Here is an 11,783-nt window from a genome sequence, read left to right as displayed (position 1 = left end):
AAACTATTACAGTACTTTTTTGTAAATGTGCCATAGTTTTTAAATAATCATTCAGTTGAGTATTTTTTGTGTTATGTTATCAATCAAGTAGTGGAAATTTTGCCAAGGAGCAAACAATATGAAGAACTTATTAATCGCGACGGCTGTACTATTTTTAGCAGCCTGTGCTAAAACGCCTGATTGGGATTACGACAAATCAGCCGATTTTAGTAATTATAAAACCTTCTCTTGGGTACCGAATGCCAGCTTGACTAAAAATGTATCGAACTACCAAATTAGTCCTTTAATGGAAAAACGGGTTCGTGAAGCCGTTAATGCTGAACTTGAAAAAAGCGGTATGAAGCTAGTTGATTTAGCACAAGCAGATGTGCTGATTAACTACCATGCCTCTGTTGATACTAAAATTGATGTAGATACCTTCAATGTAGGTTACGGTGCACGCTGGAATTACTGGGGTATGGGTTATAACACGCAAACAACTGCTCGCGAATACGAAGTGGGTACGTTAATTTTAGACGTGGTAGACCGTGCTTCTAACCAATTAGTTTGGCGTGGTGCGAAAGAAGGTCGTTTGCAAAAGAACCAATCACCTGAAAAGCGCACTGAAGTTATCAAAGAGACTGTTGCTAACATTCTAAGTAACTTCCCACCAAAACCTCAGCAATAAGCCTTTTACATAATTTTGAAAAGCTCACAAATTGTGAGCTTTTTTGTTTGTGAAGATCAAAGTTTGCTATGATGCTTTAACTTAAATAACTCTAAATGGAATTAGGGGTCTTAGAGAAAAGATCCAAAAAGGAATAAAATGAAATTAACTTGCCCAAACTGTAAAACCATAATTGCGACTAAAGATATAAAAAAGGTTAATACAAACAGCCTCTTCATTGAAAATCAATGCCCCTCTTGTCAAGCATGGTTTTGCTTAAATAAAACACAGACGATTTTAAAAATTTCCGGTATTTCTCTATTGTTAATAACTAGCTTGCTTAATATTTTTAATATTAAAGCTGAATATAGCCTAGCTTTTTCGGTCATTGGATTTATAGGTATTTTTGTTGCTCTCATCATTACTTTCTTTGGTAAATATGATGCGGTTAAAAATAAATAATCAAACTGAAACACACATCTTTTTTAAATAATAAATAGACACAGCTCTTATTGCACAACCGCGCCTTAGCGCGGTTTTTTGTTACCTGCTGAAATCTGGTTGGAGTGGTATAACTCAGTGATTCAGATACAATACCTGCAATTTCTAGTGCGCTCTTAACGGCCACTGCAACGAGTTAATCAAAATAATAGAGAGTTTTAGATGGTACGCGCAGTACAGCTTACACTTCCCGCTTTATTCGTCACTTGCTCAGTGCTAGCAGAAGACACCAACAATATTGAACAAATCACCGTTGAAGTTTCAGCAACCGCAAATAAAGAGCCTGTTGGTACCTTTGATGCGCCGGTATCAAACTTAGAATATGACCCACGTGTCGATTTGCAATCACGTAACATGGCTGAAGCACAAGCTGATGTCACTATTCGTGGTGGTATTTTCGAAAATACTGGTTTTCGTGTCGGTAGCAGTACGTTATTCGACCCTCAATCTGGTCACTACTTTGCTGAAATTCCAATTGCGCCACAAATGCTAACAGGCCCTTCAGTGCTTACAGGGGCTGATAATGCCCTTTATGGTATGAATAGTTCGGTTGGCACAGTTTCATTTGGCTGGCGCCCTATCACAAGCACTGGCAGCGTTTCACTTGGCACAGGTACGAATGGCTTTAATTTACAAAGCATTCATGCTGCCCATAGCCAAAAGCTGGATAGTAAACCAGATTGGCGATTAGGCATTGAAGGGGAATACTCGCACTCAAAAAGTGATGGCTCAATTGATAATGGCGACCACGACTTTGAACGTGCCTCAGCACGCGTTCAAATTGCAAGCGATACCTCGCAAACTGATTTAATGTTCGGACGCCAAGAGAAGTTTTTTGGTTGGCCAAACCTTTACACGCCATTTAATTTTAACGAAACCGAAGATCTTGAAACCAAGCTTTTCATGCTAAATCACAAACAAATGTATGGTGAGAGCAATACCTTTGAAGTGACTGGCTATTATCGTAAACATAACGACCATTATGTTTTGTCTCGTGAAAACCCAGCTATTTTTGAAGCGTTTCACGAAACCACGGTTAAGTCATTAGCACTCTCTGGGCGTCACCGCTTAAATAATCGCTACGCAATTAATTATGCTGGGCAATTTATTGCTGATGAAATTGAATCAACGTCTCTTGAAAACAACTTTACGTCACGCAATTACACTAAGCTAAGTATCTTGCCTGAGTACAAATCAGCCCTTACAGCGAACAAAGAGCTTACTGTACGTATTGGTGCAGCATTTGATAATACTAACCACGATAGCTCAGCTACCTCATTGATTGCCGATGCCAGCCTTAAAGTAGCTAATCATAACGGCGGTGAACATACTTGGTATGCATCATACGCAGAAGCAACACAAGTTCCCGGTTATACCGCCATCGGCGGCAGCGAAACGGGCGGATTATTCAGAAGTAACTACAGCCTTGAGCGCGAAACAACCGATAACCTTGAGCTAGGTTTACTGATTGAACAGTCTTCGTGGCGTTTAGATTCAGCTATTTTCTACCGTAAAGATAAAAACCTGACAGATTGGACATATCGCTTTGATGCAACCTCAGCTCGTTTTGCAAACCCGGTTGATATAGACACCTTAGGCGTTGAGTTTTTAGCGAATAAATCGTTTGAAAGCACTGAGTTGATTGCCAGCTACACCTACTTAGAAAAGTCAGAAGACTATGGCGCGGCAGATATTGATGCGAGCTTTTATGCGCTTAACTACCCTGATCACCGTGTAACACTGGGTGCAGTATGGCAACCAATGGATGTGCTTGAGCTACGTATCGATAACGAATGGCGTAAGCAACATAGTAACCGCTTACGTAACTCTGATGATGAAGCCTTCTTCACGCAGTTAACGCTAAAATTCACCCCAGCTCAGCTTGATAATGTGTTTGTTACCTTTGCAGCTGACAACATTTGGGATGAATCTTTCGAAGAAGTCCCGGGTACCCCTGGTCGCGGCGAGCAATATACTCTCAGCGCTACTTATACGTGGTAAACAAAAACAACAATGCCAGTCAATTGACTGGCATTCCTCTATCGCGCTACCGCCTAGACATCTCACGAACCATAACCAAAATTATATTAAATGCTGTGAATAAAAATTTGGTTATAAAAAACACAACTGATCCCAGTAACCGTTAAAAAGTGTTAAAGGTTTAATCTTTTTTAAGTCATCTGCTCAAGCTCGGTAATTAAATACAACGCTTGCTCATTTGTCGTGCCGCACACATCAATAGTGGCAGAAAAGTCACTACACACCTTAGGCCTTGATTCATCACCAAATAATTTACATAGGTTATTATCATCAAGCTGAATACAGCGCTCTCCCGCTGCTTTCCCATTGGGCATTCCTGGGATCGGTGAGCTAATACTGGGTGCAATACAACAGGCGCCACAGCCTAATCTGCATGCCATTTTATCTGTCATTGAGTACCTCTTATAGAACCTTTGTAGCGCCTTTGTAATATGTGTAATGGTTTGTTACATCTTCAAACGCCTTGTAAACACTTTATTGCGTATGCTTAGCCTATCAAATTTATTTTTAATTACCGTCAACCGTGAGGGACTATCCCGTGGCTAGTAAAAAACAAATCATTCTCCCTATCGCCGTATTAGTCGGCGGACTTGGAATGGCATTCGCATTTGCCTCAATGAAGCAACCGCCAGTAGAAAAACCAGAACAAGATCTGCGCCCGCTTGTATCAATCAAACCGTTAAGCTTTGACGCCATTACCCTCGATGTAAAATCATACGGTATCGTTAAACCTAAAAACCAAACTGAGCTTGTTGCGCAAGTAAGTGGTCAGGTTGTGTCGTTATCAGATCAATTCGTACAAGGTGGATTTGTTAAGCAAGGCGACATTCTAGCACGTATTGACCCAAATGATTACGAAGCAGCACTCATTGAAGCTGAAGCAGGACTAGCCCAAGCAAGCTCTGCACTTGAGATAGAACGTGCACAGGTGTCAGTTGCGCAAGCTGAGTGGGACCGCATCAAAGGTGACTCAAACCAAGTTATCCCTTCTGAGCTTTATTTACGTAAACCACAACTTGCTGAAAAACTTGCAAGTTATCGTGCTGCGCAAGCGAGTGTAAAACGCGCAAAACGTAATCTTGAGCGCACATATATTAAAGCGCCTTACAATGCGATTATCGACGAACGCCTGATTAGTCTAGGTAGTGTGGTAAACCCAGGTAACAGCTTTGGTAGTCTGAGCTCAACGTCACTGGCTGAAATTCGTTTACCTGTTGCTGATAAAGATCTGCAATACCTAAATAACCAAGGAATTGGTGCAAGCGTATCAATTAATGCTGAATTTGCAGGTAAACAAACAACGTGGCAAGCAACTATCGTACGTAGCGAAGGAGTTGTAGACCAACGAAGCCGCATGAATTACTTAGTAGCACAAGTAGCAACGCCTTATGAGCAAAAGCAGCCATTACGTTTTGGCTCATACATTAACGCCACTATCGAAGGCCGAGCGTTAGACAACGCGATTGTTGTTCCGCACCATTTAGTTAAAGATAAAAAAGTCGCTGTTTTACAAGATGGCGAAACGCTTACCTTTAAAACACTTAACATCGTTCGCGAACAAAATGGCATGGTGATCGCCGATAATGGCCTTGCTAACGGTGAGCAACTGATTACATCGGCACTTGAATATCCAACTGAAGGCATGGCGGTCAAGTTAGATGACGCAACACTGAGTGTGCCAACAACGCAGTTAGCGTTAAAAGAGGAATAAGCCATGACCACGCACAGAGAAAAAGGGCTTATTGCCTGGTTTGCTCGCAACCCAGTTGCTGCAAACTTACTTATGATTTTCATTTTAGTGGGTGGCTTATTGACGGCTATGTCGGTGCGCAAGCAAATGTTCCCACAATTTGAGAGCAATTGGATCAGTATTCAAGCTGTCTACCCAGGGGCTGCGCCGCAAGAGGTAGAAGAAGGTATCACCATTAAGGTCGAAGAGTCTTTAGAAGGTCTCGAAGGCATTAAACGTTTAATTACCTATTCGAACCGTGGTTTTTCACAAGCTTGGATCGAAATCGAAGAGAAGTACGACCCGCAGGAAGTACTCGATGAAATCAAGATGCAGGTTGATTCAATCAATACCTTCCCTGCTGAGATGGAACGCCCAATTGTTCGCCGCGAAAAGTTTGAGCAAGAAGTGATGATACTCGCGCTGTATGGCGATATGAGTAACTACCAGCTCAAAGAACTTGGTAACGACATAAAAGATGAGCTACAAGCTTTACCACAAATTAACTTAGTCAACTTTTACAGTGGCTTAAACTACGAAATTGGCATCGAAATTAGCCCAGATAAGCTACGTGAGTATGGTTTAACTTTCCGTGATATTGCCACAGCCGTTCGCAGCTTTTCTGCCAATATGTCTGCAGGTCAAATTCGCTCTGAAAATGGCTACATTTCAATGCGTGTTGAAAACCAAGCATATCGTGGTAAAGAGTTCGAAAATCTGCCTTTATTACACTTACCAGATGGCGCTCAAGTTTTCTTAGGTGATGTAGCAACAATTAACGACGGCTTTGAAGAAGGCTTACAATACTCTAAGTACAACGGTAAAAACTCACTGACTTTTGAAGTAAATGCGTCGAAAGATCAAGACATCACTAAAGTTGCTGCGGTATTAAAAAAATACCTAGCAGATAAAGCACCACAGTTACCAGCAGGTGTAAAACTATCACCGATTGTTGATTTAACTTACTACCTTGAAGGTCGTCTAAACATGATGATCGACAACATGATTTGGGGTGGTATTTTAGTGATGGTGGTACTGGCGCTATTTTTACCACTACGCTTAGCGTTTTGGGTAATGATGGGCTTACCTGTGTCATTCCTAGGCGCATTTTTAATGATGCCACTGGGCTTTATTGATATCACGGTTAACTTAGCTTCTTTATTCGCATTTATACTGGTGCTCGGGATAGTCGTTGATGATGCTATTGTCGTCGGTGAGTCAGCCAGTGCTGAAATTGAAAAGCACGGTCATAGCCTAGATAACGTAGTACGCGGCGTAAAACGCGTTGCTATTCCTGCAACCTTTGGGGTGTTAACCACAATTGCCGCATTTTTACCACAAACACTGGCATCCGGTCCTGGCTCTGCGTTTTCTAAAGCCATTGGTGGTGTAATTATCCTATGTTTAATTTTCTCACTAATTGAGTCAAAACTAATTTTACCGGCTCACTTAGCGGCAATGAAAAATAAACCTGCGAACCCTAAAAATCCACTACATCGCTTACGTTTAGGTATGGATAAAGGCCTCAAGAACTTTGTTGATAATTACTACACACCATTTATTGGCCGCTGTATTCATTACCGTTACACCGTGATTGTTGGCTTTATCTGTGTACTTATTGTTAGTGGCGGTATGTTCGCTGGTGGCTTAGTGAAATTTGTTGCGAACCCTAAAATTCCACATGATTTCCCGCGTATCTCAGTTGAAATGAACTTATCTTCGTCTGAGCAAGCAACCCTTGAGACAGCGCAAACAATTGAAAAGCTGATTTTAGATGTCGATAAACAACTTGAAGAGCAATATGGTCAAGCAATGATCCGCGATTTATCGGTTAGTTTACGCGGTAGAACAAGTGCACGCATTATGGCGATTTTGGTTGAACCAGACTTACGCCCTATTGATACCTTCCAATTAAGTGCAATGTGGCGTGAGCAAATGCCACCACTGCCAGGTGTGAAAACGCTGAATATTGAAGACAGTATCATGAACGGTGGTCGTGATGACGGTGATGTGAGCTTTCGCTTAGAAGGCAAAGATATCAATAAGCTCAAAGAAGTGGCTGCTAAGTTAAAAGAAAAGCTAAATAGCATGCAAGGCGTAGGCGATGTAAATGACTCACTACAATCTGCAACTGACGAGGTTCAACTTGAACTTAAACCACTTGCTTACAGCTTAGGGTTAACCCTTTCAGATGTGGCATCACAAGTTAGTTTTAGCTATTACGGCCTAGAAGCACAACGTATTTTACGTGACGGTGAAGAGATCAAAGTAATGATCCGCTACCCTCGTGAATCGCGTAACGCAGTAAGTGACATCACAGATGCGCGTATCATCACGCCAACGGGTGTTGAAGTACCGCTTGCTGAAGTTGCTAAAGTTAACATTGTAGATGGTGTAAACCGTATTCGCCGTGAGAACGCTAAACGTACTGTAAACGTGTGGGCTGCGGTTAATACTGACCAAGCTGAACCATTTGCCATTGCAAAAGAAATTCGTGACGAATACTTACCTAGCCTACTGAAAAGCTACCCTGGTGTAGAAAGTAATGTGGCAGGTCGTATTCAAGAAGAGATGGATAGTGTGGCAGAACAAGTACGTGATTTTGCTTTATCAATGATGATTATCTTTGCGTTACTTGCTATTCCACTTCGCTCGTACTCACAGCCATTTATCATCATGTCGGTTATTCCATTCGGTGTCATTGGTGCAATGTTTGGCCACATGATCTTAGGTATGACAATGAGTAGCCTATCAGTATTCGGTATCATCGCTGTTGCAGGTGTTGTCGTAAACGACTCGCTAGTGATGGTCGACTTTGTCAATAAAGCCCGCGCCGAAGGTGTTGCAATCAAAGAGGCTGTAATGCAAGCCGGTGCGCGTCGTTTTAGAGCAATATTACTGACCTCGATTACAACCTTTATTGGTGTATTACCAATCATTATGGAAACAAGCTTACAAGCAAAAATCGTTATCCCAATGGCTGTATCTCTAGCATTCGGGGTGTTATTTGCAACGGTCATTACGCTTATTTTAATCCCTTGTCAGTACGTCGCGTTAGAAGACTTCAAACGCTTAATTGGCAAGCTAAGAGGTAAAAAAGCAGAGCCAGAAGCAAAATTACAAACAACCAGTAATTAACCCACCCTCAAAATCCCAACCGAGCGCTTGGCAAGCTTAATTGCCAAGCGTTTTTTATTTAAAAATATGTTCCTATAAATCCTGTTGTTTTGCTAAGCTTAAATGAGCAAAAAAGAAACAATTCAAAAAATAACTAAATACGTTATAAGGACATAGCTATGAAAATTCTGCACTACACAGCTTTGCTCAGTTGTTTATCAATTTGTATGCCAGTGCTTGCTGAGAACCAATACTTGCAACAACAGCTTGAACCTATTCTGATTGGTGAATCTCACAATATAGAAGGACAACAAATCCACTCCCCAGAAATGACTGTTGCCACCTATAAAGCAAATAGTTTTGAACGAGTATGGGATGACAGCAAATATGCCAAACAAGCGCTCAATTTAATTGCGCAAGCAGAACTTGAAGGGCTATCTCCTAACGACTATCACTTTGATACATTAATGGCGCTAGCCAACGAAATAGAGAAACGCGGAGCAGATGCCGTCGAAGCCCAGTTTGATGTACTGATGACAGATGCCGTGATGACCTATGCAAAACACTTAATACGCGGAAAGGTAAACCCAAAACAATTGGCAGCCACATGGAACTATGAACAGTTTGATGTTAGCCCAGATGCTGCAGCAACCTCATTACTCAAACATGTAAAATCAAAAAGCCTTGATAAAGGGCTTGAAAACCTAAAACCTGTTTTGCCTCATTATAAGCGTTTAAAAGACGCCCTTGTGTTTTATCGAGAGCTTGATGCCACTGGCGAGTTACCTGACTTCGCACTGCAAAATAAGGTATTAAAACCCGGACAATCAGACCCAGCAGTACCGCTTTTAAGACAAAAGTTAAAACGACTAAAGTATTTTGACGGCAGTAACAGTGATGCCACTGATTATAACGATGAGCTAGTCACAGCAGTTAAATGCTTTCAAAATGCCCATCAAGTTGCTGATGATGGTGTGATTGGCAATGTGACGTTAAAACTACTCAACAAAGATTACAGTGAGTACGTTAATGATATTTTAGTAAACCTAGAGCGCATTCGTTGGGTTGATAACACGCTCACAGAGCGCTTCTTAGTGGTAAATATCGCAGGCTACTTGCTGTATTTGTTTGAAGACAACAAATTGAAATGGCAAACCAACGTAGTTGTAGGCAGAAACTACACCAAAACCCCAATATTTAAAGGGCAAATGAGTTATATCGTGATGAATCCAACGTGGACAGTACCGCGGAGTATTTCAGGTGGCATCATCAAAAAAATGAAAGAAAACCCAAATTACTTAAACGAGAAAGACTTTGTTGTGGTTGATAGTCGCCGTAACCCAGTTGATAGCAAGAGTATTGATTGGCCGAATGCTAGCCGCAAAAACTTCCCGTATTGGTTTGTACAACAGCCTTCAGAGAATAATTCATTAGGGCAAATCAAGTTTATGTTCCCAAATAAATACTCAATCTATTTGCACGATACCCCTGCAAAAAGTTTATTCCAGCAAGACCAACGTGCATTTAGCCACGGCTGTGTAAGAGTTGATGACCCATTCACCTTAGCTGAGAAAATATTAGAAACCTCAGATAATTGGAGCCGTAGTGAAATTGATGACGCCATTGCTGCAAAAGAAACTAAAAAAGTCAGCTTATCAAAACCGCTGGATGTACTTTTAATGTATTGGACCGTTGCGGGTAACGACGAGGGCCTACAATTTTATACCGACGTTTATAATCGTGATGGCGCGTTATTAAAAGCTCTCACCACGCCATTAGCAAACAATACAATTTAGAGGTCACTATGTATTTCAGCCGTATTATTTTTAGTGTGTGCTTAGCGTTAACTACATGTTCTGTTGCTGCCATTGAATTAACTGACTCGCTGCACAGCCTTGTACTTGATGCAAAACAAGTGCTAACACTTGATAACACGGCTGATTTTGCTCCAACTGCAGTTTCAGATGTTGAGACAGAGCGATTAGGGCCAAATAGCATTGCCGTTTATGCGCCAGAAAATGCAGGGTTTTATAGCCTAGTACTGAGTAACAACAAAACGAGCAAACGCTTACTCGTTATAGTGAAAAAACCATTCAATGCTAACAATAAGCAATTGAATAGTTATCAAATAGGCCTCTACCCTGCCCCTTATAAAGGCTATACACAATACAGTGCACCAAACGGGTTTATAGAAATTTTTGAGAAAGACCTAACACGCCAGCTGACTCCTCATGTGCAAGTTAAAAATGTAATTTGTAAGCAAGTGAGTGGCTTTCCAAAATACCTTTATGTCAACAACGATGGCTTGATGATGCTCGAAGATCTGCTCTCGTTTGTACAAAATGAAGGGATTAAAGTCAGCAAATTTGCCTTTATCAGCGGCTATAGAACACCCCATTACAATCGCTCAATTGGTAATGGCAAACACAGCCGACACCAATACGGCGATGCCTTCGACCTATATATAGACGAAGATGGTGATGGCCGAATGGACGATTTAAACGGCGATGGCAAACTAACGGTTGCTGATGTTGATGTGCTTTATAAAGTGTTTGAAAAGTTCCAAATACAGAGCCGCTATAATGGCGGTATTGGCCGCTATAAACCCGCATCCCACCACGGTGGATTTGTTCACATAGATAACCGTGGATTTACCGCTAGGTGGTAATTGCAGCTTCATATAACCCTTGAATAAATATTATCCAATTGCATTATTACTGCGGGGTTGCTAAGTTATTGTAAGAAATGGAAATACTACAATAACAACAAAGGGAATTATGCGCTTTATCTTCTGCATTTTTTATATTTCAGTCCTCAGTGGTTGTCAGAGTTTTATTGCTTATCAAATCACTCAACCTGTTGAAGAGATATCTTACGGTGGCCCTGACGACCCAATGTTGAATACCGTTTACGAAGGTATACCTCGAAAAACATGTAACACTACACATGAATGTTTAGCAGTTAGAATATTTTCCCATAATGATTTAATCGAATATTTTGAGCAAGGTGAACAATTTGGCATAACTTTTCAACTTAAATCAAAAGAGGAAATGGAAACATTTGAAACAACTTTGACCTCTATAAATGGTGCCAAACAGAAAAACGATTCAGCAATTATACTATTCCCAGGTTATGGTGTGAGTAGTTTGATTTATAGCTTTCAAGCTCGTTGGCTAAGCCATTTTACTGGCAAAGATGTTATCCTTATGCCTGCGAGCAATCAATATAGTGAATTCAAGTTTGGTCTAAATAGTCTTGATGTATTAAAGCATTTTTTAAATACCAACCAATACCAACAAATTGATATTTTAAGTTATTCAATGGGCAGTATTGCCGCAATGCAACTTGCAAAGCAAATGCCTAATGTAAAGCAACAGATAATGGTTGCACCAATAGTGCATTTTGACACCGCATTAATGTCCGTAGCTAAAAATTATCACCCAAAATTAAGCTACTTTGTCGAAGATGATGATTTTAAAAACGCAGCAAAAAATGTAATTCAAGACAGTGGTATTGATGAAACACAGCTTGATTTATTCGCCCTACTGAACAGCAAACAATCAGCTAATAGAACCACACTCTATGTCAGTAACGCAGACCCAATAAGCCCAGCTGGTTATTGGCAAGCGCTTCAAAATAAGAGTGTATCTGTAGTGCATTACAGTAATTTGAACCACACCAGAATGGTCAGCCTTATCAATCAAGCCATGCGCAATGAAGTTTTACATCGATTAATGTAACCAACAAATA

At 40.8% G+C, this 11,783-nt stretch carries 9 protein-coding genes; 8 read left to right on the top strand and 1 reads right to left on the bottom strand.

All coding sequences use genetic code 11. The features are described 5' to 3' along the window. The first annotated feature begins 118 nt into the window (after positions 1-118). The 3 genes from NO991_RS04860 (at position 119) to NO991_RS04850 (ending at position 3,148) form a co-directional block, all read left to right on the top strand. Positions 119-667, top strand: a complete 549-nt coding sequence (locus NO991_RS04860; RefSeq protein WP_054551495.1) for a DUF4136 domain-containing protein — start codon at positions 119-121, stop codon at positions 665-667. A 138-nt stretch (positions 668-805) separates the two neighbouring features. After that, positions 806-1,108, top strand: a complete 303-nt coding sequence (locus NO991_RS04855; RefSeq protein ID WP_054551496.1) for a hypothetical protein — start codon at positions 806-808, stop codon at positions 1,106-1,108. A gap of 201 nt (positions 1,109-1,309) precedes the next feature. After that, on the top strand, positions 1,310-3,148 hold the full coding sequence (locus NO991_RS04850; RefSeq protein ID WP_300580266.1) for a TonB-dependent siderophore receptor: 1,839 nt from the start codon (positions 1,310-1,312) through the stop codon (positions 3,146-3,148). 170 nt (positions 3,149-3,318) lie between these two features. Here NO991_RS04850 and NO991_RS04845 read toward each other — a convergent pair whose 3' ends face one another. Beyond that, complete coding sequence (locus tag NO991_RS04845) at positions 3,319-3,567, bottom strand: YkgJ family cysteine cluster protein (protein ID WP_054562006.1); 249 nt, start codon at positions 3,565-3,567, stop codon at positions 3,319-3,321. A gap of 158 nt (positions 3,568-3,725) precedes the next feature. On the opposite strand from NO991_RS04845, the gene NO991_RS04840 reads away from it, so the two are divergent. The 5 genes from NO991_RS04840 (at position 3,726) to NO991_RS04820 (ending at position 11,773) form a co-directional block, all read left to right on the top strand. Next, a complete protein-coding gene (locus NO991_RS04840) occupies positions 3,726-4,898 on the top strand; it encodes an efflux RND transporter periplasmic adaptor subunit (protein ID WP_138600497.1) in 1,173 nt (390 codons plus the stop codon). A gap of 3 nt (positions 4,899-4,901) precedes the next feature. After that, positions 4,902-8,054 carry an efflux RND transporter permease subunit gene (locus NO991_RS04835; RefSeq protein ID WP_055020813.1) on the top strand — a complete coding sequence of 1,051 codons (3,153 nt, stop codon included), beginning with the start codon at positions 4,902-4,904 and terminating at the stop codon, positions 8,052-8,054. Between the two features lie 158 nt (positions 8,055-8,212). After that, the gene (locus tag NO991_RS04830; RefSeq protein WP_300359525.1) at positions 8,213-9,829 is read left to right on the top strand and encodes a murein L,D-transpeptidase; all 1,617 of its coding nucleotides are present in this window, start codon (positions 8,213-8,215) and stop codon (positions 9,827-9,829) included. 8 nt (positions 9,830-9,837) lie between these two features. After that, a complete protein-coding gene (locus NO991_RS04825; protein WP_300542623.1) occupies positions 9,838-10,701 on the top strand; it encodes a D-Ala-D-Ala carboxypeptidase family metallohydrolase in 864 nt (287 codons plus the stop codon). 226 nt (positions 10,702-10,927) lie between these two features. Beyond that, on the top strand, positions 10,928-11,773 hold the full coding sequence (locus tag NO991_RS04820) for an alpha/beta hydrolase (RefSeq protein WP_300542621.1): 846 nt from the start codon (positions 10,928-10,930) through the stop codon (positions 11,771-11,773). Positions 11,774-11,783: the final 10 nt, after the last annotated feature.

This window comes from Pseudoalteromonas sp. DY56-GL22, assembly GCF_041414715.1.
In the GTDB taxonomy this organism is placed as follows: domain Bacteria; phylum Pseudomonadota; class Gammaproteobacteria; order Enterobacterales; family Alteromonadaceae; genus Pseudoalteromonas; species Pseudoalteromonas simplex.
Note: the sequence above shows the minus strand (reverse complement) of the source record. Positions and strands in the feature narration are given on the sequence as shown.

Coding starts and splice junctions, on each gene's coding strand:
- NO991_RS04845 (WP_054562006.1), bottom strand. CDS start 3,567: ATGGCATGCAGATTAGGCTGTGGCGCCTGTTGTATTGCACCCAGTATT.
- NO991_RS04825 (WP_300542623.1), top strand. CDS start 9,838: ATGTATTTCAGCCGTATTATTTTTAGTGTGTGCTTAGCGTTAACTACA.
- NO991_RS04830 (WP_300359525.1), top strand. CDS start 8,213: ATGAAAATTCTGCACTACACAGCTTTGCTCAGTTGTTTATCAATTTGT.
- NO991_RS04860 (WP_054551495.1), top strand. CDS start 119: ATGAAGAACTTATTAATCGCGACGGCTGTACTATTTTTAGCAGCCTGT.
- NO991_RS04850 (WP_300580266.1), top strand. CDS start 1,310: ATGGTACGCGCAGTACAGCTTACACTTCCCGCTTTATTCGTCACTTGC.
- NO991_RS04820 (WP_300542621.1), top strand. CDS start 10,928: ATGTTGAATACCGTTTACGAAGGTATACCTCGAAAAACATGTAACACT.
- NO991_RS04855 (WP_054551496.1), top strand. CDS start 806: ATGAAATTAACTTGCCCAAACTGTAAAACCATAATTGCGACTAAAGAT.
- NO991_RS04835 (WP_055020813.1), top strand. CDS start 4,902: ATGACCACGCACAGAGAAAAAGGGCTTATTGCCTGGTTTGCTCGCAAC.